This is a genomic window from Natronorubrum marinum (assembly GCF_052040125.1).
GTDB lineage: Archaea > Halobacteriota > Halobacteria > Halobacteriales > Natrialbaceae > Natronorubrum.
The window spans coordinates 1,073,840-1,094,678 of sequence record NZ_JBPPFV010000002.1 but is presented as its reverse complement, the minus strand read 5'-3'; the positions used below and the strand labels follow the sequence as shown (position 1 = coordinate 1,094,678).

The 20,839-nt window shown below is 63.7% G+C and carries 24 protein-coding genes; 14 read left to right on the top strand and 10 right to left on the bottom strand.

The window, feature by feature from the left end; genetic code table 11:
• The first annotated feature begins 71 nt into the window (after positions 1 to 71).
• Positions 72 to 1,373, top strand: coding sequence for a phosphoglucose isomerase-related protein (locus tag ACSFC5_RS15095; protein WP_440766064.1), 1,302 nt, complete (start codon positions 72 to 74; stop codon positions 1,371 to 1,373).
• Positions 1,374 to 1,541: 168 nt separating this feature from the next.
• Entirely contained in the window at positions 1,542 to 2,663 is a 1,122-nt protein-coding gene (locus ACSFC5_RS15090; RefSeq protein ID WP_440766063.1) for a CPBP family intramembrane glutamic endopeptidase, read from the top strand.
• Positions 2,664 to 2,704: 41 nt separating this feature from the next.
• Here ACSFC5_RS15090 and ACSFC5_RS15085 read toward each other — a convergent pair whose 3' ends face one another.
• Positions 2,705 to 3,163 (bottom strand): NOB1 family endonuclease, encoded by a 459-nt coding sequence (locus tag ACSFC5_RS15085; RefSeq protein ID WP_440766062.1) that lies wholly within the window; start codon positions 3,161 to 3,163, stop codon positions 2,705 to 2,707.
• A 4-nt stretch (positions 3,164 to 3,167) separates the two neighbouring features.
• Positions 3,168 to 3,413, bottom strand: a complete 246-nt coding sequence (locus tag ACSFC5_RS15080) for a PRC-barrel domain-containing protein (RefSeq protein WP_440766061.1) — start codon at positions 3,411 to 3,413, stop codon at positions 3,168 to 3,170.
• Between the two features lie 216 nt (positions 3,414 to 3,629).
• On the opposite strand from ACSFC5_RS15080, the gene infB reads away from it, so the two are divergent.
• Positions 3,630 to 5,429 carry a translation initiation factor IF-2 gene (gene infB / locus ACSFC5_RS15075; protein WP_440766060.1) on the top strand — a complete coding sequence of 600 codons (1,800 nt, stop codon included), beginning with the start codon at positions 3,630 to 3,632 and terminating at the stop codon, positions 5,427 to 5,429.
• Between the two features lie 85 nt (positions 5,430 to 5,514).
• Here infB and ACSFC5_RS15070 read toward each other — a convergent pair whose 3' ends face one another.
• A complete protein-coding gene (locus ACSFC5_RS15070) occupies positions 5,515 to 5,883 on the bottom strand; it encodes a hypothetical protein (protein WP_440766059.1) in 369 nt (122 codons plus the stop codon).
• A 133-nt stretch (positions 5,884 to 6,016) separates the two neighbouring features.
• On the opposite strand from ACSFC5_RS15070, the gene ACSFC5_RS15065 reads away from it, so the two are divergent.
• A complete protein-coding gene (locus tag ACSFC5_RS15065) occupies positions 6,017 to 6,220 on the top strand; it encodes a hypothetical protein (protein ID WP_440766058.1) in 204 nt (67 codons plus the stop codon).
• Between the two features lie 8 nt (positions 6,221 to 6,228).
• Here the strand turns inward: ACSFC5_RS15065 and ACSFC5_RS15060 are convergent, their stop codons facing one another.
• Positions 6,229 to 6,603 (bottom strand): cyclophilin-like family protein, encoded by a 375-nt coding sequence (locus ACSFC5_RS15060; RefSeq protein WP_440766057.1) that lies wholly within the window; start codon positions 6,601 to 6,603, stop codon positions 6,229 to 6,231.
• Between the two features lie 26 nt (positions 6,604 to 6,629).
• The gene (locus ACSFC5_RS15055) at positions 6,630 to 7,553 is read right to left on the bottom strand and encodes a hypothetical protein (RefSeq protein ID WP_440766056.1); all 924 of its coding nucleotides are present in this window, start codon (positions 7,551 to 7,553) and stop codon (positions 6,630 to 6,632) included.
• A gap of 117 nt (positions 7,554 to 7,670) precedes the next feature.
• Between ACSFC5_RS15055 and ACSFC5_RS15050 the strand changes: the two genes are divergently transcribed.
• The 4 genes from ACSFC5_RS15050 to ACSFC5_RS15035 all read left to right on the top strand — a co-directional run bounded on the left by ACSFC5_RS15050 (position 7,671) and on the right by ACSFC5_RS15035 (position 11,103).
• Positions 7,671 to 8,024: a hypothetical protein gene (locus tag ACSFC5_RS15050; RefSeq protein ID WP_440766055.1), complete on the top strand. Its 354-nt coding sequence runs from the start codon at positions 7,671 to 7,673 to the stop codon at positions 8,022 to 8,024.
• 147 nt (positions 8,025 to 8,171) lie between these two features.
• Positions 8,172 to 9,860, top strand: a complete 1,689-nt coding sequence (gene pyrG, locus ACSFC5_RS15045; RefSeq protein WP_440766054.1) for a glutamine hydrolyzing CTP synthase — start codon at positions 8,172 to 8,174, stop codon at positions 9,858 to 9,860.
• Positions 9,860 to 10,777, top strand: a complete 918-nt coding sequence (gene guaA, locus ACSFC5_RS15040; protein ID WP_440766053.1) for a glutamine-hydrolyzing GMP synthase — start codon at positions 9,860 to 9,862, stop codon at positions 10,775 to 10,777. Before pyrG ends, guaA begins: the two co-directional genes overlap by 1 nt.
• Positions 10,774 to 11,103 carry a DUF7126 family protein gene (locus ACSFC5_RS15035; protein ID WP_440766052.1) on the top strand — a complete coding sequence of 110 codons (330 nt, stop codon included), beginning with the start codon at positions 10,774 to 10,776 and terminating at the stop codon, positions 11,101 to 11,103. The genes guaA and ACSFC5_RS15035 overlap by 4 nt, the downstream gene beginning before the upstream one ends.
• A gap of 460 nt (positions 11,104 to 11,563) precedes the next feature.
• Here the strand turns inward: ACSFC5_RS15035 and ACSFC5_RS15030 are convergent, their stop codons facing one another.
• Together ACSFC5_RS15030 and ACSFC5_RS15025 are read right to left on the bottom strand one after the other, a co-directional pair.
• Positions 11,564 to 12,310: a 5-formyltetrahydrofolate cyclo-ligase gene (locus tag ACSFC5_RS15030; protein ID WP_440766051.1), complete on the bottom strand. Its 747-nt coding sequence runs from the start codon at positions 12,308 to 12,310 to the stop codon at positions 11,564 to 11,566.
• Positions 12,303 to 13,016, bottom strand: a complete 714-nt coding sequence (locus ACSFC5_RS15025) for a MogA/MoaB family molybdenum cofactor biosynthesis protein (protein WP_440766050.1) — start codon at positions 13,014 to 13,016, stop codon at positions 12,303 to 12,305. Before ACSFC5_RS15025 ends, ACSFC5_RS15030 begins: the two co-directional genes overlap by 8 nt.
• A gap of 168 nt (positions 13,017 to 13,184) precedes the next feature.
• Between ACSFC5_RS15025 and ACSFC5_RS15020 the strand changes: the two genes are divergently transcribed.
• The 4 genes from ACSFC5_RS15020 (at position 13,185) to ACSFC5_RS15005 (ending at position 16,079) form a co-directional block, all read left to right on the top strand.
• A complete protein-coding gene (locus ACSFC5_RS15020) occupies positions 13,185 to 14,210 on the top strand; it encodes a zinc-binding dehydrogenase (protein ID WP_440766049.1) in 1,026 nt (341 codons plus the stop codon).
• Positions 14,211 to 14,487: 277 nt separating this feature from the next.
• Positions 14,488 to 15,132, top strand: coding sequence for a helix-turn-helix domain-containing protein (locus ACSFC5_RS15015; protein ID WP_440766048.1), 645 nt, complete (start codon positions 14,488 to 14,490; stop codon positions 15,130 to 15,132).
• A gap of 76 nt (positions 15,133 to 15,208) precedes the next feature.
• The gene (locus tag ACSFC5_RS15010) at positions 15,209 to 15,586 is read left to right on the top strand and encodes a HalOD1 output domain-containing protein (RefSeq protein WP_440766047.1); all 378 of its coding nucleotides are present in this window, start codon (positions 15,209 to 15,211) and stop codon (positions 15,584 to 15,586) included.
• 187 nt (positions 15,587 to 15,773) lie between these two features.
• Complete coding sequence (locus tag ACSFC5_RS15005; RefSeq protein ID WP_440766046.1) at positions 15,774 to 16,079, top strand: DUF7977 family protein; 306 nt, start codon at positions 15,774 to 15,776, stop codon at positions 16,077 to 16,079.
• Positions 16,080 to 16,125: 46 nt separating this feature from the next.
• On the opposite strand, the gene ACSFC5_RS15000 is transcribed toward ACSFC5_RS15005, so the two are convergent.
• The 3 genes from ACSFC5_RS15000 to ACSFC5_RS14990 form a co-directional block, all read right to left on the bottom strand.
• A complete protein-coding gene (locus ACSFC5_RS15000) occupies positions 16,126 to 16,452 on the bottom strand; it encodes a DUF7853 family protein (RefSeq protein WP_440766045.1) in 327 nt (108 codons plus the stop codon).
• A 126-nt stretch (positions 16,453 to 16,578) separates the two neighbouring features.
• Positions 16,579 to 17,145 carry an NUDIX hydrolase gene (locus tag ACSFC5_RS14995; RefSeq protein WP_440766044.1) on the bottom strand — a complete coding sequence of 189 codons (567 nt, stop codon included), beginning with the start codon at positions 17,143 to 17,145 and terminating at the stop codon, positions 16,579 to 16,581.
• Between the two features lie 94 nt (positions 17,146 to 17,239).
• A complete protein-coding gene (locus tag ACSFC5_RS14990; RefSeq protein WP_440766043.1) occupies positions 17,240 to 18,190 on the bottom strand; it encodes a diacylglycerol/lipid kinase family protein in 951 nt (316 codons plus the stop codon).
• 54 nt (positions 18,191 to 18,244) lie between these two features.
• On the opposite strand from ACSFC5_RS14990, the gene ACSFC5_RS14985 reads away from it, so the two are divergent.
• Positions 18,245 to 18,964, top strand: coding sequence for a PHP domain-containing protein (locus tag ACSFC5_RS14985; RefSeq protein ID WP_440766042.1), 720 nt, complete (start codon positions 18,245 to 18,247; stop codon positions 18,962 to 18,964).
• Positions 18,965 to 19,709: 745 nt separating this feature from the next.
• A complete protein-coding gene (locus ACSFC5_RS14980) occupies positions 19,710 to 20,828 on the top strand; it encodes a GNAT family N-acetyltransferase (protein ID WP_440766041.1) in 1,119 nt (372 codons plus the stop codon).
• The last annotated feature ends 11 nt before the right edge of the window (positions 20,829 to 20,839 follow it).

The following is a 20,839-nucleotide window of genomic DNA, read 5'->3' as shown; positions in this document are numbered from 1 at the left end:
GACGACCGAACGCTGGAGAGTGCCGTGTGCATCACGGAACGACTTTTACCCCGGCGGTCGCCTCCTTTCCCATGAACGTCGATATCGGTAACGCGCTCGCGTCCGTCGCCTCGCCGGGCGTCTCGAGGGAGTCTCTCGAACGACTGGACGAGCAGGTCGCGAACGCTCACGACCGAATCGAACGGGGGATGGACGCCCACGAACACGGCTACGAAGCGCTGAACCTCCCCGCACGGACCGACCCGGACGAGATCAGAACGGCCGTCGAGCCGGTGGCCGACGCCGACGCGCTGCTCACGGTCGGTATCGGCGGCAGCGCGCTAGGCGCGGCGACGATCACCGACGCGCTCGCCGACGAGAGCGACACGGAGGCCGTCTACCTCGACAACGTCGATCCCGAGTGGGTGTCAAGTCACCTCGAGCGACTCGACCTCGAGAACGCGGCCGTCAACGTGGTCTCGCGGTCGGGGACGACGGCGGAGACGCTGGCCAACTTTTTGATCGTGCGCGAGGCCTTCGAGGACGCAGGCGTCGATTGGACGGAGCGAACCATCGTCACGACCGGCGAGTCGGGTCCCCTCCGTGACCTCTCGGATCGCCACGACCTACCGTCGCTGAAGGTTCCCGACGGTGTCCCCGGTCGATTCTCGGCGCTCTCCGCCGTCGGCATGGTCGCTGCCGAAGTCTGCGGTCACGATCTCGACGCCCTGCTCGAGGGCGCGGCCGCAGAGCGCAAGACCCTCTCCGGTTCGCTGTTCGACTGTCCGGCCTACGCCTACGGCGCGGTGAGCTACGCGCTGGACCAGCGCGGGGCCGGGATCAACGCGATGGTTCCCTACGCGGAGTCCCTCGAGACCTCCGCCGAGTGGTTCGCGCAACTCTGGGCCGAGAGTCTGGGGAAAGACGACCTCGGCCAGACGCCGGTGCGCGCACTCGGCGTCACCGACCAGCACTCCCAACTGCAGCTCTATCGGGCGGGTCCGCGGGACAAACTCGTCACGTTCGTCTCGCCGGGCGAGACCGCCGATCGGACGATTCCCGCCACCGACGTCGACGATCTGGCGTATCTCGGCGACGCGACTCTCGGAGAGCTGCTCGAGGCCGAGTTCGAGGCCACCGAGGCCAGCCTGGCCGCGGCCGGCCGGCCGAACGTCCGGCTCGAACTCGAGCGCGTCGACGAGTACGAACTCGGCGGCCTGCTGTACGGGCTGGAGGCCGCCTGCGTGCTCGCAGGCGAACTCTACGCCGTCAACACGTTCGAACAGCCGGCCGTCGAGTGGGCGAAGAAGGCGACTCGGGGGCTGCTCGGCGGCGGGGAGTTCGAGGAAGCCGACGCCGTCGCCGAGAAGACGGAGCTTCGGATCGAGCGATAGCGATTCAATTGCTGACGACAGTTCGAACGGGCTGTCTGTTCTGTGACGAGATTTCGGTGAAGTCGAAGGTTCTGTTCATCTTGGCTGCGATGTGTGCCACGTCCTCCCCAGCCGATTCACTCGCTCGAGTTCCGGTTCGCCTAAGAGCGCGCACACGAACAGCCACGTATGAGCGATACCGCACGGACGGCCGACGGCGACGGCGTCCAACGTTCGTCGACAGCCGTGGTGCCGACCGCCGGAACCGTCCTCTCGGCCGTCGCGCTCGTCGCACTCCTCGTCCCCGTTCGCGGCGGGGTTGATGACCTCGCACTCTGGGCCGCGGCGGCCGCCGCGTTCGTGGCTACCGCTGCTTTTCTCGCCCGCCGGCACGGGTTCCTCGAGCGCCGGCTCGCCGGCACGGTCGCCGCCGGCGCGAGTCTCCTCGCCGTCGTCTGCTCCGGCTACGCGATCACGCAGGGCGTGCTCGGCTCGGTCGCCGTCCCGGGTCTCGGGTGGTCGATCTCCCTGCTGTTCGTGGCGTTTTTCGTCGCAGTGGGTGCCGTCGGCGTCGGCGTCGCCGATCGCGCCGGCGTCTCGGGCCAGGGACTGTTCCACCGACTCGGACAGACGGTCGAGATGACGGTGCTCGGCGTCGCCGGGCTTGTCGGTATCACGATCGCGTCGATCTTCCTCTCGGTCCCGGTGCAGCTAGCAGGGGGTGAGGCCCCGGAACTGGCGTGGACGGTGATCGAGTACCTCGCGTTCGTGCTCGGACTCGGTGGCGTCGCGGTTGGCTACCTCTCCGTTCGCGAACGCGACCTGTCGTTTATCGACCTCGAGCGACCGACGCTTCGGACGGTCGGCTGGATCGTCGGCGGTCTGGTCCTGATACTCGGTGCGAACCTCGGCGTCTCGGCATTCATGGGGATGCTCGGGATCGAGTCCTCCGAGCACACGACGACACAGCGGGTGGCCGAGAACCCCGACCTGTTGTACGTCATCATCCCCGCGATGGTGTTGGTCGTCGGCCCGTTCGAGGAACTCCTCTACCGGAATCTCGTCCAGAAATCACTCTACGCAACGTTCTCTCGGTACGGGGCCGTCGTCGTCGCGAGCGTCGTCTTTACGTTGGTGCACATTCTGGCCTATGCGACTGCGGGGGCGGGAGAGCTTCTCGCGAGCCTCTCGCTGTTGTTCGTGCTCTCGCTGATACTCGGCGTGCTCTACGAACGAACCGAGAACCTGGTCGTGCCGGCGCTCGTCCACGGCTGTTACAACGCGGCCATCTTCGCGACGCTGTTGCTGTAATTACGTCGTCCTAAGGCCGGTAGAATCGCGACGACAGTCGGTTACGACGGGTTCTTGCGCGCCAGTTCCGAGCCACAGATCGGACAGCGATCCTTCTGCTCGTCGAACTCGCGGCCACAGCCCTGACACTGGTAGTGCCAGTGGCGCTGTTCGTCGATCCCCTCCCGGGCGATCACTTCGACAGCGACGTTGAGCTTTTCGGCGACGTTCTGCATCGCGTAGTCGTCGGTCACGAGCGTTCCGTCGAGTTCGAAACTCGCGGCGACGAGTCGGATGTCGGTGTCGGAGAGGACGTCCAGATCACCGGACTCTTTGGCCGCACGCCGGACCTTCTCGGTCGTGTCCTCGTTGGGAATGTGAATGTGCATCCCCGAGCCTTCCATCGCGTCGTAGCGATAGGCTGACTCGTCCTCGAGTTCCTCGCGGACGAGCGGAATAGTCGCAGTCTGTTCTGTCGTGTGAAAGTCGTGAATAAACGCCGAGGAGTCGAGAATATACATACCGTTAGCGCTGGACGACAATGTAGTCTTTTACCGCTTGGACGCGGTTGACGGGAACGAGGAATCGGCCGCCGTCGTCGCGGTCGAAGTCGACCGTTCGGGACGGCAGCTCTTCGTCGGGTTCGATGACGAGGTTGTGCAGTTTGCCGGACTTGAGATCCATCGTGATGTTGTAGAGCAGTCCCAGTTCAGTGCCGTCGGAACCCATGACGGACTTCCCCGAGAGATTTTCAGCGAGTATATCGCTCATGCATACCCGTTCTTACTAATCGGTATTAAAAACCACGGCGTCGTCAGACGGACGTCGGTCGCGGCGAACGAAATCGCTCGGACGTCCGAAGTCCTCCCGACCCACGGCTCATGGTGACGAACCCCTCGCCATCGCCGTCGACGCGGCCGCGGATGACGATGGGTTTAACTACCGCTCTACCGACGCGTTAGATAAGACCTTCTCGGGTGGTTCACCATGTCGAATACGGATACGCGCGACCCAACATCTCTCAGAACACCGATCGTCGCCGTCCTCGGACACGTCGATCACGGCAAGACCAGTCTCCTCGATAAAATACGCGGCTCTGCGGTCATCGAGGGCGAAGCAGGGGCGATTACCCAGCACATCGGCGCGACGGCCGTCCCGCTGGACATCATCTCCACGATCGCGGGCGATCTCGTCGATCCTGACGACTTCGATCTCCCCGGCCTCCTCTTTATCGACACGCCGGGCCATCACTCCTTTACCACGCTGCGCTCTCGAGGCGGTGCCCTCGCGGATATCGCCATCCTCGTCGTCGACGTCAACGACGGCTTCCAGCCCCAGACGCTCGAGGCCCTGGAGATCCTCAGTCGCTCCCAGACGCCGTTTATCGTCGCGGCGAACAAGATCGACACCGTTCCCGGCTGGAACGTCAACGAGGACTCGCCGATCAACGATACGTACGAGGCCCAGTCGGATCGCGTCCGCTCGCGACTCGACGAGAAGCTCTACGAGATCATCGGCAACCTGAGCGACGAAGGGTTCTCCGCCGACCTCTACTGGCGAGTGCAGAACTTCCAGCGCAACGTCGGCGTCGTCCCCGTCTCGGCGATGACCGGCGAGGGCGTCCCGGACCTCCTGACGGTGATGATGGGGCTCTCCCAGCGCTACATGAAAGAGGAGATGGAGATCGACGTCACCGGCCCCGGCGTCGGCACCGTCCTCGAGGTCAAAGACGAGAAAGGGTTCGGGACGACCATCGACACCGTCCTCTACGACGGGACGATCCGTGCTGACGATCGGATCGTCATCGGCGGGAAGAACGAACCCATCGTCACCGAAGTCCGGGCGTTGCTTCAGCCCCGTCCGCTCGCCGAAATTCGGACCGAGAGTCGGTTCGAGAAAGTCGACGAAGTGTCGGCCGCCTCGGGGATCAAGGTCGCCGCGCCGGACCTCGCGGACGCGATGGCCGGCGCGCCGGTTCGCGTCGTTCGCAACCGCCCGCTCGAGGACGTCGTCGGCGAGGTGCAGGCCGAACTCGCGGACATCGCCGTCGACACCGAAGAGCAGGGCGTGGTCGTCAAAGCCGACACCTTGGGCAGCCTCGAGGCGATGGCCGACGCGCTGGGTGAGGTGGAACTGCCTATCGTCCGCGCGGAGGTCGGCGACATCGCGCCGCGTGACGTCTCGGTCGCCTCGACGGCCGAGGATCCGAAACAGCGCGTCATCCTCGGCTTCAACGTCGACGTGCTCGGCGACGCCGAACAGCGCGCCGAAAACGACGACGTGCGGATCTTTACGGACGAAGTCATCTACCAGCTGATCGAGGAGTACGAGGAGTTCGTCGACGAACTCGAGCGCGCCCAGCAGGATACGATCCTCGAGAACGTGATTCGGCCGGCCCGATTCCGGATCCTGCCGGATCACACCTTCCGCCAGAACGATCCCGCGGTCGTCGGCGTCGAGGTGAACTCGGGGACGATACAGAACAACGCGAACGTCGTCAAGTTCGAGAACAACGAACCTAACCGCGTCGGCCAAGTCAAGGGGATTCAAGAACAGGGCGAGGATGTCGACGAGGCCCGCGCGGGCAACCGCGTCTCGGTCGCCATAGACGGCCCGACCGTCGGCCGTCAGATCGAAGAGGACGACGAACTCTGGATCCAGATCCCGGAGAAACACGCGAAGATCTTAGAACAGGAACTCGCGAGCGAGATTCCCGGCGACGAACTCGAGGCGCTGAACATGTACCTCGACAAGCAGCGCAGTCGGGACCCGTTCTGGGGCAAGTAGCTACGGAGTCCGGTCTTCGTCGTCCACAACACTGTTTTGCCGGCTCGAGAGACGGACGGTCGGTACCGGGGTGCGCTACTGGCTCTCACCGCCTGCTCGCTCGCTCACCCGACGCTCGAACCCGCTCGTAGGCGGGTGCCAGCAAGTAGTCGGCGATCCCACTGACGACGGCGAAGACTGCGATCTCGAGCGGGGTGAACCCAAACGAGAGCGGTGCGTTCAACACGCCGAACAGGCCGACGAGACCGATTCCCAGTCCGATACCGACGGTCCGCTGGGTGGTGTATTCCTCGTACCAGACGACGATTCCGAGCCCAAGTAGCGCGCCGCCGACGGCAGCCACCGGGCCGACGACGGAGAGCGTACCGAACAACAGTCCACCGACGACGAGCCCGATTCCGAGCCGCCGAAGCTGTGCGACCTGATCGATCTCGTCCTCGTCTTCGGCAGACATACTGTCCAGTAATCAGCTATCTCCCTTAAATTAATCCTGTTGAACGGTTCTCGAGTGACCACCGATCATTGATCCTGCGACGCTCCCGCCGAATCGCCGCTATCCTTATCGTGTCCTCCGACTTATAACTCACATGAATCAGCTCGTCTGGGTGCTTGTCGTGTTGTACGTCGTCCTGGGAGCCGGGCTCTTCTACGGACTGGCGATCGGTTCGACGACGCTCGCGCTCGCCGCCGGTGGGCTACTCGCGATACTCGCCGTTCCCCAATGGATCGTCCGCTCCAGAGACGAGAGTCGAACGCGTAACCCGGGGCCGGTTCCACGCGAGCGAACCTGAACCCGGCTTCACTCCGCTCGCTCGAGTCGCACTCGAGCCCCTCCCTCGAGATCCGACAGCGGTGTGACGTCCTTGAGCATCGCGACGACGGTGACGGGCGCGGCAGCCCGCGGTTCTCCATTCTGACTGGCGGGCGTCTCGCCCCAGAACAGACACAGTTTGTTCCCCGACGGCCAGTACGCGATTGCGCCTTCGGGCACCGCCTCTCGAGCGTTCTCCGGCGGCGCGTCGAGCGCGAGGTCGAAGTACAGTTCGTCACCCCAGCGAATTCCGTCGCCGGCGACGGGGAGGGCAGACTCGAGCGCAGCCTTCGTTTCGGGTGCGTCGTCGGTCCAGGTCGCCTCGAGCGGGCGGTCGTCGACGGTGACGGTCAGATCTGGCATATGCGAGAGCAGACACCCCTCCCACTTCAGTCTGTAAACTCCGCCGTTCGGGAGTGTTCGGCTCGCTCGCGTGCGCGTTGGATTCCCTCGAGAACGCTCTCGGGGTCGTCAATGGCCGATCGGTCGCAACGGATATCGAGCCAGCGGCCGCGCTCTATGACGAGTTCGTCGTCGGTTAACCGAACGTCGTCGATCGCGTCCCACGGCACGAGCTTTCGCTGGTAGGCCCGATCGAAGACGAGACCGGCCTCGTGAGCGCGGAGGTCGCCCGCGGTCGCTCGGCCAGCATCTCCCCAGCTGTCTGCCTCGAACCAGTCGTTCCTTTCGCTCCACTGCATGAACAGCCAGAAGCCACCGTAGAGCAGGAACCAGATTCCGGTGGTGCGTCCCGTATAGATGGTTACGAGACCGCCGGCGACCAACAGGAGCGCGCCGACGGTGGTGAGGATGTCCCAGACGCCGTCGTGGAACCGGGCGTTTTGCCACGACCAAGTGGCCGTCGGCTCGTCGGCGGTCACCGCGGCAACGTATCTGTTTCGAGCCATTCGGGCCACGCCGACGGCGACGACGGCGGTGAGCGCGGTGAAGGCGATTGTGACAGTTGTGAGCCGCGCGGAGTACTCGAGCGGGACGAACGCGGGCACGGCGAGCATCGAGGCGAAGGCGACCGCGGGGAGATAACAGCCGAATCGTCGGCCGCGGCTTCGGCCGATTCGTTCCGGCAGGTTGCGGAGTCGATCCCCGAAGATCAAGGCGAGGACCAAGACGGCCGTCATCGTACTGGGTGCGGTCGCGAGGACCGCTGCTGTCGACGCGTCGGCCATAATTCCGGCGACCGTCGCCAGCCCGGCAACGATAATTCCGAGATAGAAGCCGATTGCGGCCTTGAATCCGATATCGAGTTCCTCGCCCGCGCGCTCCGGGATCGAACGTCGTTCGTGAGACGCCACAGTGGTTCACTAGTTGTCGGTTTGCTATAAAATAATTCGGACACCGATCGACGCTCGCAGTTCGACGGTCCGCGACTCCATGTAAGGATTAACACGTTGTTCGTGGTGGGTCGTCGTATGCTCGCGCAGCTGTACCAGTACAAACACGAGGAGGTCCAGTTCGACGACAACCGGACGACCGGCGAGTCCCAGACCGAAGACTCCGTCAATCCGGACTCGGAGGAGTATTTCGGCGCGGATATCGAGGAGTTCGACGGCGAAATCTGGGAGACCATCGAGTACGAGGGCGATCCGATCCAGCGCCGATCCGTCACACTTGACGGGATCACGGCGATATCCGTTCCGCAGGAGCCGACCGACGAGAACGATCCGGGCCTCCCCGGATACACGATCCAGTTCCGCACGGGTGGCGGGATGGAGTCCATAGAGCAGGCGGCGATCGTCGAAGTGCAGGACGAACACCCCCAGTAGCGGGCGAACAACGCGGGGACGGCTCCCCGAGGAGAGGTCTCGCAGGCGGTCCGCAAACACCCTTTCCGTCACGCCAGCGTGTGACAGTGGCTCTCGGTGTCGGGCCGGTCCCGAAATCGTTTTCAACCGCTCACGCGGACAGTCGGTATGCCGACGGAATCGGACACTCATTATGACCCTTCCCTGGGGAACAAGTTCATCTTCGTCACCGGCGGCGTGATGTCGGGACTCGGTAAGGGGATCACGGCCGCGAGCACCGGCCGGCTCCTCAAGAACGCCGGGTTCGACGTCACCGCGGTCAAGATCGACCCGTATCTCAACGTCGATGCGGGGACGATGAACCCATACCAACACGGGGAAGTCTACGTTCTGGAGGACGGCGGCGAGGTCGACCTCGATCTGGGGAACTACGAACGGTTCCTCGACATCGACATGACCTCGGATCACAACATCACCACCGGGAAGACCTACCAGCACGTCATCGAGAAGGAGCGCGCGGGCGACTACCTCGGGAAGACGGTCCAGATCATCCCCCACATCACCGACGACATCAAGCGGCGGATCCGGGAGGCCGCCGAAGGTACCGACGTCTGTATCATCGAAGTCGGCGGGACCGTCGGCGACATCGAGGGGATGCCCTACCTCGAGGCGCTGCGTCAGTTCGCTCACGAGGAACCCGAGGAGAACGTCCTCTTTACGCACGTCACGCTCGTCCCGTACTCGAAAAACGGCGAGCAGAAGACGAAGCCGACCCAACACTCGGTCAAGGAAGTGCGCTCGATCGGACTCCAACCCGACGTCATCGTCGGTCGCTGCGAGGACCGACTCGACCCCGAGACCAAAGAGAAGATCGCGCTGTTCTGTGACATCCCGACCGAGGCGGTGTTCTCCAACCCGGACGTCGAGGACGTCTATCACGTTCCGCTGATGGTCGAAGAGGAGGGACTCGACCAGTACGTCTTGGAGCATTTCGGGATAGCCGAGGACGCCCTGCCGCCCGCGGAGCGCACGAACGACTGGCGAAAAATCGTCACGACGGAGAAAGACGGCGAGATCGACATCGCGCTGGTCGGGAAGTACGACCTCGAGGACGCCTACATGTCGATCCACGAGTCGCTGAAACACGCCGGCTTCGAGGTGGGCATCGACGTCAACGTCCACTGGGTGCCGGCCGACGAGATGGCCGACGGCCACGAGGGGCAACTCGAGGGCATGGACGGCGTCATCGTCCCCGGCGGCTTCGGGATGCGCGGCTCGGAGGGCAAGATCGAGGCCGTTCGCTACGCCCGCGAGAACGACGTTCCCTTCCTGGGGCTCTGTCTGGGCTTCCAGATGGCCGTCGTCGAGTACGCCCGGAACGTGCTGGGACTCGAGGGCGCCCACTCCACGGAGATGCTCGAGGACACGCCCCACCCGGTCATCGACATTCTCCCCGAGCAGTACGAGGTCGAGGATATGGGCGGGACGATGCGACTCGGCGAGCACACGACCGTCATCGAACCCGAGACGCTGGCGTACGAACTCTACGAGGACACGTCCTGTACGGAGCGCCACCGCCACCGCTACGAGGTCAACCCCGAGTACTTCGACCAGTTCGAGGACGAGCCGCTGACGTTTTCGGGCACGGCCGGAAACCGGATGGAGATCCTCGAACTCGAGGATCATCCCTTTTTCTTCGGGACGCAGTTCCACCCCGAGTACACCTCTCGGCCCGGTCAGCCGAGTCCGCCGTTTTTGGGACTCGTCGAGGGGATTCTCGAGGAGTCCGGAGCCGACGACGGCGCGGAAATGGAGAACGAATCGACGAGCGACACCGAAACTGAGGTAACCCACTGATGGTAGAGACAGCAACGTTCGTTCCAGAGGCAGTTGCAGAGATCGGCGACGAAATCGGCGACGCCAACGCCGTTATCGCCCTGTCCGGCGGGGTCGACTCATCGGTCGCCGCCGCTTTGGCCTACGAGGCCATCGGCGACCAGTTGACTCCGGTCTACGTCGACACCGGCCTGATGCGGAAAGGCGAGACCGACCAGATCCGCGAGACGTTCGACTACATGGAGTCGCTGCGGATCGTCGACGCGAAAGATCGGTTCCTCGAGGCCCTCGCCGGCGTCACCGATCCCGAGGAGAAACGCGAGGTCATCGGCGAGCAGTTCATCCGCGAGTTCGAACGCGAGGCGAAAGATACCGACGCGGACTACCTCGTCCAGGGGACGATCTACCCCGACCGCATCGAGAGCGAGGGCGGGATCAAGTCCCACCACAACGTCGGCGGACTGCCGGAGGTCGTCGACTTCGACGGCATCGTCGAACCCGTTCGCGACCTGTACAAAGACGAAGTGCGCGAGGTCGCTCGCCACCTCGGTCTCGACGAGATCGTCGCCGAACGGATGCCGTTCCCCGGTCCCGGACTCGCCGTCCGCGTCATCGGCGAAGTCACCGACGAGAAACTCGAGGTCGCGCGCCTCGCCTGTCACGTCGTCGAGGAGGAACTCGAGGAGTACGAGCCGTGGCAGGCCCTCGCCGCCGTTATCGGCAAGGCGACGGGCGTGAAAGGCGACAACCGCGTCCACGGCTGGGTGGTCTCCGTTCGATCCGTCGAATCCCGCGACGGGATGACGGCTCGCGCCCAGGAGATCGACTGGGAGACGCTCCAGCGCATCCAGTCCCGGATCACCGGCGGCCACGAGAACGTCGCCCGCGTCGTCTACGACGTCACTCACAAACCGCCGGCAACCATCGAGTACGAATGACGGCGATGAACGTAGTCGTCGCCGGCCCTGACGAGGACGCGATTGGCGACGCCCTCGAGGCCGAGGGCGCGAGCGTCACCCGTCTCAACGGCATCGTTTCCCGGCCCGAACTCGAGGAGGCTGGCATCGTCGACGCCGACTTGTACGTACTGACCGACGTCGGGCAAGCGACGACGATTCCGGTCGTCTGCGATCTCACCGACGACATCCGGACCGTCGTCTACGCGCGCGATACCGTTCCGGAGTTCGTCAAGGGACAGCTCGACCTCGCCGTCGATCCGAAGCTGATGGACCCCGCGATGGTCGCCGAAGAGCTGACTGGTTGAATCGGGACGGCGTCCGGCTTCTTTTAATCGAGTGACTGCCTCGAAAGAGGCCGAAAAAGAGACTTTCTCGAGAAAACCGTCATTGTGGGTGATATTGGGAGTATAAACGTTCGTAACCTCGTTTTCGGCCGAGTAAACTCGGATTGAATTCGACGGAATCCGGTATAAGATTCTAATACCATCGCCGCCGTTCAAGTGGCTCCCACCGATACTGACAGATGGAGGTCGACGGGCAGACCCCACCAAGGCATCCACCGCCTGTACCCGTGACTTCCAGCAACCCCACCACAGCACCCTTCCCCCCACCATTGCCACACCGTACCGTTTCCCCGGTTTCGACGCGGGCTCTTGCACCAGCCCGGGTCACCTGCGGTTGGCAGTCGAGGCGCGTCTTCTTCGCGCCTCGAGTTGGGTTCTACTCGTCGTCACACATCGACACGTAACAACTCCCGTTCCGTACTCAGTCCTCGCGAAGCCGTTTCAGTACGGGAATCTCCTCGAGCCGCTCGTCGTCGAGCAACGACCAGTCGATTCCGGTCGGCCGCGGCCGTCCGTCCGGACGGAGCGTTCGCTCGGGCGTGACGAGCAGGTCCATCGAGACGTCGTGGTCGCCGATCGCAACCGGATCGTCGATCACCTGCCGTTCGTGGACGGTCGTCGCGACCGTCGTCGACTCGTCGACGAGTCCGAGATCGGAGAGGATCGCGTACTCGAGGTCGCTGTAGCCCTCTCCCTTGCCGATTCGACCGCCAGTATCCGTCACTGCAACACTTCCAGAGACGATCAGGTCGATCTCCGCAACCGCGTCGGGGCCGACCTGTTCGCCGTGTGTCGACGATCCTGATACCGTCGTCGCCGCGTCGTAGTCCTCGAGTACGTCGGGATCCAGTTCGAGAAAGCAGTCCTCGTCCGCGAGTCGCGGCACGGCCATGTAGACCGTCTTTCCCTCGCGTAAGGCGCGTCGCCGGACGGGCAACTGCGGTGCGTCGGGATTGGCCTTGATCGTCGACGCCGACTGCCACTCGGGTGTGGCTGCGAGTCGGTCGGCGGCCTCGGCGGCCCCGGCGAAGTTCGGAATTCGGCCGTGGGGTGGGAAGGGGAACCTGGCCTCGCCGCGCTCCTCGAGATCGTCCCAGACGCGTTCGCGGACGGACTCCTTGTCGACGTCGCCGGTTCGGTCGTCTCTGTTCCGATCTCCGTCACTCATTCGCATCTCCGTTCGCGGACTCGGCGTCGGTGTCGTTCGTCGTCTCGTCGTCGTCTTGCTCGTTCTCGTCACTATCCCGCTCGCTTTCAGCTTCGTCTCGTTCGCTCTCGTCTCGCTGTGCGCGAGCGACCCCGACGAGGTGACGCATCTCGGGCAGGATGATCTTCTCCATCCCGAGCCGCGCCGCGGGCGCTTTGCCGGGAAGGCAGAATATCGGAACGTCGTCGGCGACGCCCGCCACCGTCCGGGCGGCGACGATCTGACTCCCGACAGCGTCGTAACCGAGCGCGGTGAACAGCTCGCTGAACGCGGTGAGTTCCTTCTCGAGTAACGGTTCGACGGCTTCGACGGTGACGTCGCTCGGTTCGACGCTGGTCGCGCCGCTGGTCACCACGATGTCGACGTCGTCGCGGTCGATCATCCGCGAGACGATCGACTGGACTCGGTCGTGGTCGGCGTCGATGTGTTCCCGCGTCGCAACGTCGTGGCCAGCCTCCTCGAGTGCCGTGACGATGACGTTGCCGGCGGGATCCGACTCGAGTTCCCGGTCGGCCGAAATCGTGACGACGCTGACGCCGAGCGGATCGTGCTCGGCAGCGGTCTCCTCGGCGGTCCGGTCTTCGCCCCCGTTCTCGTTCGTCTCCTCGTCTTCGGTCGCCGTTTCCCTCGACTCCGGTGCAGTGCTCCGGCTCGGATCCGCGGTCATACCGTTCCGTTCGAGAGCCGACGGGTAAAACGCTGGCACTGCGTCCAGCGTCGGCTCGCGGCAGCACGAACTGACGTCGCTCGCGACGTCGCCGATGGCGTCTCGAAAGGGGTCCGTCGGTGCTGGTAGCCCAACTGTTATGGACGGCGTTTCCGTTGCGTTGCGTGTATGCAGGCAGTCAAAATCACCGAGCACGGCGACACCGACGTCATCGAATACGGGGAGTATCCCGACCCCGAGGTCGACCGCGACGAGGTGTTGGTCGACGTGAAGGCCGCGGCGCTCAACCATCTCGACATCTGGACGCGGCGCGGAATGCCCGGGCTGGACCTCGAAATGCCCCACATTCCGGGCAGCGACGGCGCGGGCGTCGTCGAGGCAGTCGGCGAGGGCGTCAGCCGGTTCGAGGAGGGCGACCGCGTCGCACTCTCGGCGGGCGTCGGCGACCTGCGAATGGACGACCCGACGCTCGATCCCCGCTACCACATCATCGGCGAGCACGTTCCGGGGATTCACTCGGAGTACGCCGCGATTCCCGAGGACAACCTGATCCCCGTCCCCGAGGGCGTCGACTGGGAGATCGCCGGCTCGAGCTGTCTCGTCTTCCAGACCGCCTGGCGGATGCTGATCGAGCGCGCCGACCTCGAGGCCGGCGAGAAAGTCCTCGTGCTGGGTGCGAGCGGCGGCGTCGGCCACGCGGCGCTTCAGATCGCGGACTACGCGGGCGCGGAGGTGTACGCGACCGGCAGCACTGAGGAGAAACTAGACTACGCCGAGGAACACGGCGCAGACTACGTCTGCAACTACGAGGAGGAGGACTTCGCGGACTGGGTCCGCGAGGAGACCGACGGCCGCGGCGTCGACGTCGTCGTCGAGCACGTCGGCGCCCCGACGTGGCAGGACTCGATCAAGAGTCTCACCAAGGGCGGTCGGCTCGTCACCTGCGGCGGCACTGCCGGCGGAAATCCCGAGACCGACATTCCGCGGATCTTCTGGAACCAACTCCAGATCATCGGTTCGACGATGGCGACGCCCGATCAGGTCGACGACGTGATGGAACTCGTCTGGGACGGCACCTTCGAACCCGCGATCCGCGAGGAGCTACCGATGAGCGAGTCCGCGCGCGCCCACGAGATCATCGAGAACCGGGAAGGGTTCGGGAAGGTCGTCGTCCGGCCCGATAGCGAACTGTAATCGCTACCGGCAGCCAGTCGTGCGGAGGTACCAGTCGGGATCGATGCTCCTGATAGTACGGATAACCACGTGATCTACGCTACCTGGGTGTCGATAGTGACCCATATTGTCACACCCCAAAGGAGTAGGAGACAACTTGAAGAAGTCCCGATTTCTCGGTATAACCACGCGTATGCCGAGACCGACGACTCATGAACGCATCTCCTAATCCCCCATCGAGCGCTGTCGTGCAGTCCTGGAACTGCCCACTGGGACGGAAATTCGATAGCAGAGACAGATGACTACTGTAGCTGAGTTTACACTGGCAGCCGATGAATTCCCCCTGGGAACCGTGTTTTCGAAATTACCGAACGTGACAGTGCAACTCGAACGGGTTATCCCGGACGCGAACGGCGTCGTTCCGTACTTTTGGGTACGAGGGGCGGAAACCGATGCCATCGTAGAGCAGTTTGCAACCCATCCCGGCGTTCGCGATATTCGTGCCGTCGATTGCGTCGATAGCGAGTATCTTCTCCGATGTGCGTGGGTTTCTGAGTACGATAGCGTACTCGATGCACTAATCGCACCGGAAGTAGTTCTGCTATCGGCCATCGGGACTGCTGAGGAGTGGACGTTCGAACTTCGTGGCGAAAGTCGCGAGGCGATTGCCGAATTCCGAGAATACTGCCACGACCACGGCATCCCGGTTACGCTGACCGAACTCCACGCGCCCCAACCGCTTGATGCAACGCAGCGTCTCACGGAGTCACAACGTGACGCGCTCGTTCTTGCGTACGAACGCGGCTACTTTGACTCGCCGCGGGGGACGACGTTGAAGGAAATCGCTGACGACCTCGAGATCTCACAACAGGCACTCGGAGCTCGATTGCGACGTGGCAACAGACAGCTCATCGAACAGACGCTCATCAAATCCCGTCCGTAAACGGATTCTACGCTTAAATACCCTGTTGTACAGGAAACGGCCAGAACCACTTGTGTCAAGCGCGAAATAGGGAGTGATGGCCGACAACGATCCCACGCACCCAGACGCCCCAAAAGTCCCCAAACCACCGGATACTCTCCGCATGGAGAGCGACTGCTGTGAGTTCGCGTCGCTTGATTATCACGTCGACGAGAACGCGTACTGGGCAATTTACCGCTTCGGTGGTAACTCCCCGAGTATCGCCGTTGTGAGTGCAGTTGCGGCCGTCTCCGGGATCGATCCGCTCGATATGGAACCGCTGTATTCAGCGATCGACCCGGATGCGTTCGATGAACTTGTCACGAGAACGGAACACGCTGGAGATGAGCTACAGATCACGTTCGAATTTCACGACTGCGAAGTGGCGGTGAACAGTACCGGCAGTCTCAAAGTTCAACTGCCACAGTCGACGTAGTTCGACGTGTATTGGAGAACGGACGAACGCCGGATCGGATCCCAGAAAGAGGATTCGCACTCACCGCCTACACGACGTTCGTCGCCGTACGCCTGGCGAGTATCGGGTCGAACTGGGTGGAACGTTCGCCGACTCGAGCGCCACCGGAACCGTGAGGGCTTTCACCACGGACTCGAAAGTCCCATGTGTGAGTTCGAGCGACGACGGCGGCTACGTTCACGACCCCGCAGCGTTCGACGAGGACGGAGAGCCGACGGAGTCGGCCGACGACGACTGGCTCGTCAATCCGCCCCATCCCGAGACGGTCGACCGCGAGTTCGACTGGCGGGGCTGGACGGTCGTCGGCATGATCGTCGTCGCCTTCGTTATCGCCCCGACGGCGATCATCCTGTGGCCGCCGAGCGTCGGCTACCGCTTCGCGCTCTTGACCCTCCCGCTGTTTCCGGCCTTTTTCCTCGCGGTAACGGCCGTCTGGGCGACGACGCGTCCGTAGTTCGCCAAAAATTGAGTGGTCTTCTACAGGTGGCCCAGGCCGTGGGTTACTGAATTGACTCTTGCGACTCGAGTCGGTCCTCGAGCCGCTCGACGACGGCCGATCCGTGGACGACGTCCTGTTCGGGGGCGTCCGAACCGCCGACGTACGCAGTCATCGCGTCGACGAGCCGTCGCGCCTGATAGCCCGAAAGTACCGTCGTCCCGTCGCCGGCCTCGAGCGCGTCGAATAGCTCGAGTGCCCACGCGGGCGGCGTCTCGTTGTCGTCGATGGCGTCGTCGATTTCACTCGCGAGGAGCGCGTGGACGACCCACTGCTCGTCGCTGGAAAGCGTGACTTCGTACGTCTCTGTTTCCGGTTGTGGGGAGGTCATTGCGTCACACGGACCGATTTCGTCGGTCCTCAGCCGAGGCTACGAAGTGGGGTCGTATAAGCCTTGTTGCTTGTTATCACGCGTCGAGTGCCTGACTGACGAGAGGGTACTCTTCCGGGTCGAAAGTTACTCCGCCCGAATATCCCGCCGCATCGCGATCTCGAACCACGGACAGAGTCGGAGCTGTCGGTACCACTCGGGGTTCGAGTGGAGCCGCTCGTAGGGCACCCACATGAGGCCCGCGACCTCCTCCTCGTCCGGGTCGAGGCTGTGGTCCGACAGCGTCAGCTTCAACACGGCACAGACTTCGTGTTCGACGCCCGCGTTCTCGAAGTAGCGCTTGTACTCGAATCGGTCGGTGAGTCGCAGATCGTCGTACTGGTCGGGAGCGATTCCCAACTCCTCCTCGAGTCGTTCGCGGGTGGCTTCCTCCTGGCTCTGGCCCTCGACGGGGTGGGAGGCGACGGTGCCGTCCCAGTAGGTTCCCCAGAGGCGCTTGCCGGGTGCGCGCTGGGCGAGCAACACGTTCCCCTGGCCGTCGAAGACGAGCGAGGTGAACGCTCGGTGGCGAATCCCGTCCCCGGTGTGGGCGTCGAGACGGTTGACGGTCTCGAGTTCGGTGTCGTCCGCGTCGACGGCGATCACGTCCTGTTCGGCGTTCTCGTGGGGAACGTCGTCCCGCGTCGTAGTCATATCAGCACAATCGTAGACGCGCTTGAAACCAGTATCGGCTTCCGACGGTCTCCGCCCGACTGACGGTCGAATGACTGACTCGAGTCGGTCACGTTCACGACTCGAACGGCCACCGCTCCCCCTCCTCGTCGGGGTCCGATCGATACTCCTCGCCGACGGCGATCTCGAGTGCGGTCCGGTTCGTTTCGAGGTGCAACCGTTCGGTCTCGAGCATCTCGCCGTCCAGACTGTACTCGACGGCGTCCCGGCGACTCTCGATCTCGAGCGACGGCGCCCGCCGGGTCGTGATACAGTCGCTGTCGCGATCGAACAGACCCTCGAGCGCCGCGCCGCTGAGCAGGTCGATGGCCGCGGCGTCCTCGACGATCGTCACCTCGAGCAGGCCGTCCTCGACGTTCGCCTGTGCGGTTCGCGCACCGGTGAACCGTCGACAGTTCCCGATGAGGACGAACAGCGCGTTGCCATCCCACGCTCGCGCTCGCTCTCCGTTCGGTCCCGCGGCCGTCTCCACTCGCAGCGGAAGCGATTCGAACGAGCCGACCGTCTCGAGGGTTTTTTTCACGTACGCGAGTACGCCCAATTCCGCTTTGCTCTCCGAAGACGTTTCGCCGCTGGCTTCGGCGGTCACGCCGCCGACGCAGGAGTTGACGAAGATCCGATCGTCCGCGATCCCGAGGTCGATCCGCCGCCGCCGACCGTTTTCGATCACCTCGAACGCGTGTTCGATACTCCGGACACCGACGTTCGTCGCGAAGTTGTTGCCCGTCCCGGCGGGAACGACCGCGACGGTCGTCGATTCCAGCGCGTCGGCGGCGGTGACGCCGTTTACGACGGCGTTGATCGTTCCGTCGCCCCCGGCCGCGGCGACGAGGTCGGCATCGGGTGCGGCGTCACGGGCGAACCGCTTTGCGTCGCCGCCCGCCTCGGTCCGTCGAATCTCGAACCCGTGTTCGTTCGCCAGTTCGACGACGTCGTCGACGTGGTCGCCGCTCCCGCTCACGGGGTTGAGAACGAGAACGCGATCGCTCCCACCGTCGGGTCTCATACTACAGACTGTGCCGGCCGCAGGCAAAAGAGTCTGCCCGGCGTTTGCCTTCCCATGTACGCGGTCGACCTCCATGCACACACGCGGTTCTTCCACGGTCGGCGATCGCTCGGCGATCGGTTCGACCCCCTCGGCGTCCGACTGCTCGCCGCGATGGCCGGGCGCCGCGGTCTCGACGGCGTCGCTATGACCAACCACGATTACTACACGCCGTTCGATCCGTCCATCGGCGCCGAGACGCTGCCCGGAATCGAGATCACGACCGACCGCGGCCACGTCCTCGTCGTCGGTCCGGATCCACCCACGGAGACGGAACCGGGGTCCCTCTCGCCGGGCGAGGCGGTCCGATTGGCCCACGACCGCGGCTGCGCCGCTATCGTCGCCCACCCCTTTCGCAACAGTACCGTCCGGGAACTCGAGGACGTCCCGTTCGACGCGATCGAGGTCAACGGTAAACACCCGCGTTCGCAACCGCTCGTCGAGGAGTTGGCCGCCGATCGAGACCTCCCGCTGGTCGGCGGCAGCGACGCCCACTACCCGTTCGAAGTCGGGCGGGCGTACACGATCGTCGATGCCGATCGACTCACGCCCGAGGCGGTCGTCGACGCGATCCGCGACGGGCGGGTGAGCGCGCGGGTCTCCCGCTCGCCGTTCGACCGCCTCCTCCGGCGGGGCTATCGGACGATCCACCGCCGCAAGCGAGTGATCGACGCGATCGAGCGACCGACGCCGGGCGTCGGAACGCCGCCCGGCGACGACGCGTCGACGGACTGAGTGACGCTCGGCGGTCGGGGCGATCTCCCCCGACTCGCGATCCGCCTCGAAAGCCCGATCAGCCGTCGGCTGTCGACCGTCATCATTTGGAACGGTCGCCTCTTCGTCTCGAACGGGGCTGCCGCCGTCCCGACCGTCGCGCCGATTGACAAACGGGGTTGTGCGGCGATCGTCGCTCATCCCTCCCGGGGAAGCAGCGTCAGACCGATCGCTTCGCTGACGTCCCGTTCGAAGTAAGGCGGGCTTACACGCCGGTCGACGCAGACCCAGTCGCCCCCGAATCCGGTCGTCGAGGCTATCCGCGACGGACGCGTCGAACCGCGCGTCGCCGACGTGCGGTCGACGAACTGCTCCGGTGCGGCTATCGGCGAATCCGCGAGCGAAAACGCCCGAACGACGTGCTCGCGAAACCGACGGCCGCTATCGACCGATCGCCAACCCGTGAATCGGTGGGCATTCTGACTAGTGAGCCAGTACCACGACTTCAGCGTTCACTGCCTCCGCCAGAAACGCCGGACTGTGCGGGCCCAGGAGCGATGTACTCTAGTACCGTCTCACAGCGTGCCGAGCATCACGCTGATAATTAAAATTCTTTCGCCTGCAGCCGAAATACGTCGCTAACGGGTTCGATGAGAGCGGTTTACGCGGCCTAATTACGGGCGGAATACAGACGCTCCCGTTCGATAATGTATGGCTGTAGGCTAAAATAACTTAACCACCTCCTGAACGGGCGTCTAAACGATAGATGGCCCAGCAAGTCACAGAGAGTGCACAATCGAACCGCGACGAAACTACCACGGGGACCGTCCAGACGATGTCGGACGACCAATCGGGCCTTACTGTAAACGCCATCGACACGGTGCGTGTGATGGATCGGGATCGGTGGAACGACGTCGTCGAACGCGCCGAACTCGGCACGGTCTTTCATCGCTACGAGTGGATCGAGGCGATCGAAACGGGCCTCGAGTATCCGGCCAGACACATCGTCGTGGAGAAGGACACGAATCCGATCGGCGTGTTTCCTAACTTCGTCGTCGAGATTCCGAAGACGCCGTTCTACAAACTGACGTCGATTTATCCCGGATTCGGCGGCCCGCTTCTGACGACTGACGTCTCCGAATCGCTGTCGAAGATCCTCGACGTGGTGCCCGAACTCTGCGACAACCCGACGATCGTCCACGAGATTCGGGCCTCGAACACGAACTTCCTCCGGTACAACGACTTCATGGAGGCCGAGGGGTACGACTCCAGTCGTGTCGGCGGTCGGTTCGTGATGAACCTCGAGAAAGACTACGACGACATCTTCGAGGAGATGGACAGTTCGAAACGTCGGGCCATCCGGCGTGGCCGCGAGACCGACCACGAGATCGTCGAAGCGGACCTCACGCGGTCGACGCTGAAGCGCTTCCACGAGAAGTACGAACGGCACATGGAGAGCGTCGGCGGCACGGTCTACCCGTTCGAGTTCTTCGAGCAGTTGGTGAACATGGAGGATCGAATCCTCCTGCTGGAACTCTACATCGAGGGCGAGTACGCCGGCGGATTCATGGAATTGCTCAACGACGAACAAGACACCGTTCACGGCTTCTTCAGCGCCGTTCCCTCCGAATATTTCGAGTATCACGCGTCGGAACGGCTCTACGATTACCTGTTCCAGTGGTCCATCGACGAGGGCTACGAGACCTACGACTTCGGGGGTGGGGGCGCGGACTTCGAGGACGGGGGTTTCTCGTTCAAAGAGGAGTTCGGCGGGCAACTGCTCCCCAACATCTACTGGGAGCGCGGCACCGGACCGACCTGGAAACTGGTCGAGACCGGCCGGACGCTGTACAACCGATACAACCGGGAGTCGGGTGCGGAGTAGAGGGATCGCCT

What these genes read in the sequence shown, in the direction of transcription:
- ACSFC5_RS15015 (WP_440766048.1), top strand. Translation starts at nt 14,488, where the DNA reads ATGACTACTGTAGCTGAGTTTACACTGGCAGCCGATGAATTCCCCCTG.
- ACSFC5_RS15085 (WP_440766062.1), bottom strand. Translation starts at nt 3,163, where the DNA reads ATGTATATTCTCGACTCCTCGGCGTTTATTCACGACTTTCACACGACA.
- ACSFC5_RS15010 (WP_440766047.1), top strand. Translation starts at nt 15,209, where the DNA reads ATGGCCGACAACGATCCCACGCACCCAGACGCCCCAAAAGTCCCCAAA.
- ACSFC5_RS15070 (WP_440766059.1), bottom strand. Translation starts at nt 5,883, where the DNA reads ATGTCTGCCGAAGACGAGGACGAGATCGATCAGGTCGCACAGCTTCGG.
- ACSFC5_RS15020 (WP_440766049.1), top strand. Translation starts at nt 13,185, where the DNA reads ATGCAGGCAGTCAAAATCACCGAGCACGGCGACACCGACGTCATCGAA.
- ACSFC5_RS15065 (WP_440766058.1), top strand. Translation starts at nt 6,017, where the DNA reads ATGAATCAGCTCGTCTGGGTGCTTGTCGTGTTGTACGTCGTCCTGGGA.
- pyrG (WP_440766054.1), top strand. Translation starts at nt 8,172, where the DNA reads ATGCCGACGGAATCGGACACTCATTATGACCCTTCCCTGGGGAACAAG.
- ACSFC5_RS15000 (WP_440766045.1), bottom strand. Translation starts at nt 16,452, where the DNA reads ATGACCTCCCCACAACCGGAAACAGAGACGTACGAAGTCACGCTTTCC.
- ACSFC5_RS15060 (WP_440766057.1), bottom strand. Translation starts at nt 6,603, where the DNA reads ATGCCAGATCTGACCGTCACCGTCGACGACCGCCCGCTCGAGGCGACC.
- guaA (WP_440766053.1), top strand. Translation starts at nt 9,860, where the DNA reads ATGGTAGAGACAGCAACGTTCGTTCCAGAGGCAGTTGCAGAGATCGGC.
- ACSFC5_RS15080 (WP_440766061.1), bottom strand. Translation starts at nt 3,413, where the DNA reads ATGAGCGATATACTCGCTGAAAATCTCTCGGGGAAGTCCGTCATGGGT.
- ACSFC5_RS15035 (WP_440766052.1), top strand. Translation starts at nt 10,774, where the DNA reads ATGACGGCGATGAACGTAGTCGTCGCCGGCCCTGACGAGGACGCGATT.
- ACSFC5_RS14990 (WP_440766043.1), bottom strand. Translation starts at nt 18,190, where the DNA reads ATGAGACCCGACGGTGGGAGCGATCGCGTTCTCGTTCTCAACCCCGTG.
- infB (WP_440766060.1), top strand. Translation starts at nt 3,630, where the DNA reads ATGTCGAATACGGATACGCGCGACCCAACATCTCTCAGAACACCGATC.
- ACSFC5_RS14985 (WP_440766042.1), top strand. Translation starts at nt 18,245, where the DNA reads ATGTACGCGGTCGACCTCCATGCACACACGCGGTTCTTCCACGGTCGG.
- ACSFC5_RS14980 (WP_440766041.1), top strand. Translation starts at nt 19,710, where the DNA reads ATGGCCCAGCAAGTCACAGAGAGTGCACAATCGAACCGCGACGAAACT.
- ACSFC5_RS15050 (WP_440766055.1), top strand. Translation starts at nt 7,671, where the DNA reads ATGCTCGCGCAGCTGTACCAGTACAAACACGAGGAGGTCCAGTTCGAC.
- ACSFC5_RS15030 (WP_440766051.1), bottom strand. Translation starts at nt 12,310, where the DNA reads ATGAGTGACGGAGATCGGAACAGAGACGACCGAACCGGCGACGTCGAC.
- ACSFC5_RS15025 (WP_440766050.1), bottom strand. Translation starts at nt 13,016, where the DNA reads ATGACCGCGGATCCGAGCCGGAGCACTGCACCGGAGTCGAGGGAAACG.
- ACSFC5_RS15095 (WP_440766064.1), top strand. Translation starts at nt 72, where the DNA reads ATGAACGTCGATATCGGTAACGCGCTCGCGTCCGTCGCCTCGCCGGGC.
- ACSFC5_RS15090 (WP_440766063.1), top strand. Translation starts at nt 1,542, where the DNA reads ATGAGCGATACCGCACGGACGGCCGACGGCGACGGCGTCCAACGTTCG.
- ACSFC5_RS14995 (WP_440766044.1), bottom strand. Translation starts at nt 17,145, where the DNA reads ATGACTACGACGCGGGACGACGTTCCCCACGAGAACGCCGAACAGGAC.